Below are 1,503 nucleotides of genomic sequence, written 5' to 3'. Positions count from 1 at the left end.
GTCCGAAGCGCGTCGAGATCGCGGATCATCTCCTCGAGCTGCTGGTAGCGCCTGGCGCGGTCGTGTTCGAGCGCCTTCAGGACGACCTGCTTGAACGGATCGGGCACGGCGGATTCGCGGAAGTGCTGCGGGCGGATGCCGGTGAGCATCTCGAAGAACATCGCGCCGATGGAGTAGATGTCGGTGCGGTGATCGACGTGCTTGGAGTCCTTGAACTGCTCAGGCGACGCGTAGGACTGCGTTCCCATCACCATGCCCGTCATTTCCTGCGCCTTCATGTCGTCCAGGCGCGCCAGGCCGAAATCGGCGATCTTCGGCATGCCGTCGGCGGTGAGCAGCACGTTCGCGGGCTTGATGTCGCGGTGGATGACGCCGCGGGCGTGGGCGTAGGCCATCGCCTTGCAGATCGGAATGACGAGCCGGATGGCGACCTTGCCCTCCAGCGCGCCCTTTTTCCTGAGGAGGCGATACAGGTCCGTGCCCTCGACGAACTCGGTGGTGATGTACAGGCCCTCGGCGTCCTCGCCGATGTCGTAGATCTGGATGATGTTGGGGTGGTTCAGCGCGGCGATGGACTTGGCCTCGCCCAGGAAGCGCTTGATGACGAGCTTGTTGTCGCGGGCGAGCACGCGTTTGAGCGCGACGACGCGGCCGAGCATGGAGTCGCGCGCCTTGTAGACGACGCCCATGCCGCCGCGCCCAAGCTCGGTGACGATTTCGTATCGATCGGCGGCGCTTGCGGCCATGGCTTCCCGTTTCCCGTGCGGCGTGCGCGACAACGATAACGGCGGGTGGGCGGTTGATCAAGGAAGCAGCTGTGTGTTGCGCCCGTTTGCCATGTCCGCAAAGCTGGGCGAAAATTCAAGCCGATGCGAAAACGCAAGTCATTTCAAGGCGAGAAGGATAGAAAATGAATTCGTTTTATATTCAATATCGAGATCGAAAAAAATAATCCGACAGGATGATCCATTTAATGGCAGAATTGCACCGTTCAATGAGGGTGGGCGTATGCGCGTCGCCGAAAAATGGTGGCGGTTGAGCAAGCGGCGAAAAGGCGCTTCTCATCCCCTCGCGTACGTCGCCCGCCTCGCGACGCTCCTCCTCCTCGCCCTCCCGCTTCTCCTCGCGCTCCCCGGCTGCTCGTGCGGCGACGATGACGACAGCGACAACGTGTCCACGCCGATCGACGACGACGATACGAATGGCGACGACGACGATTCGGGATTCGACGACGACGCCGGGGGTGACGATTCGGCCCCGGACGACGACGCGGACGACGACTCCGACGATGACACCGACGACGATTCGGATGACGACCTCGTTTATTCCTGCGAAATGCTGCCCGATCCTCCCGTCTGGAGCGACATCTGCCCGAAGTCCTGGCCGGTGGACGATCCGATCGGCGGCGAGCTTTGCATCATCGGCGGCGGTCGAGGACTCGAGGAAAACGATGTTCAGGTCGGGTCGGACGGGAACATCTACGCGCTCGTCTCTCTTGGCGGC

At 62.2% G+C, this 1,503-nt stretch carries 2 protein-coding genes; one reads left to right on the top strand and one right to left on the bottom strand.

All coding sequences use genetic code 11. The annotated features are described in order from the left end of the window. A partial coding sequence (locus K8I61_11230; GenBank protein ID MBZ0272600.1) for a serine/threonine protein kinase occupies positions 1 to 746 on the bottom strand: 746 nt, incomplete at its 3' end. A gap of 262 nt (positions 747 to 1,008) precedes the next feature. On the opposite strand from K8I61_11230, the gene K8I61_11225 reads away from it, so the two are divergent. Continuing rightward, positions 1,009 to 1,503 (top strand): hypothetical protein (locus K8I61_11225; GenBank protein MBZ0272599.1); only part of this gene is annotated, 495 nt, incomplete at its 3' end.

It is taken from the genome of bacterium (genome assembly GCA_019912885.1).
In the GTDB taxonomy this organism is placed as follows: Bacteria; Lernaellota; Lernaellaia; order JACKCT01; family JACKCT01; genus JAIOHV01.
The sequence above is the reverse complement of the archived record's forward strand: the minus strand, read 5'-3'. Positions and strand labels throughout refer to the sequence as shown.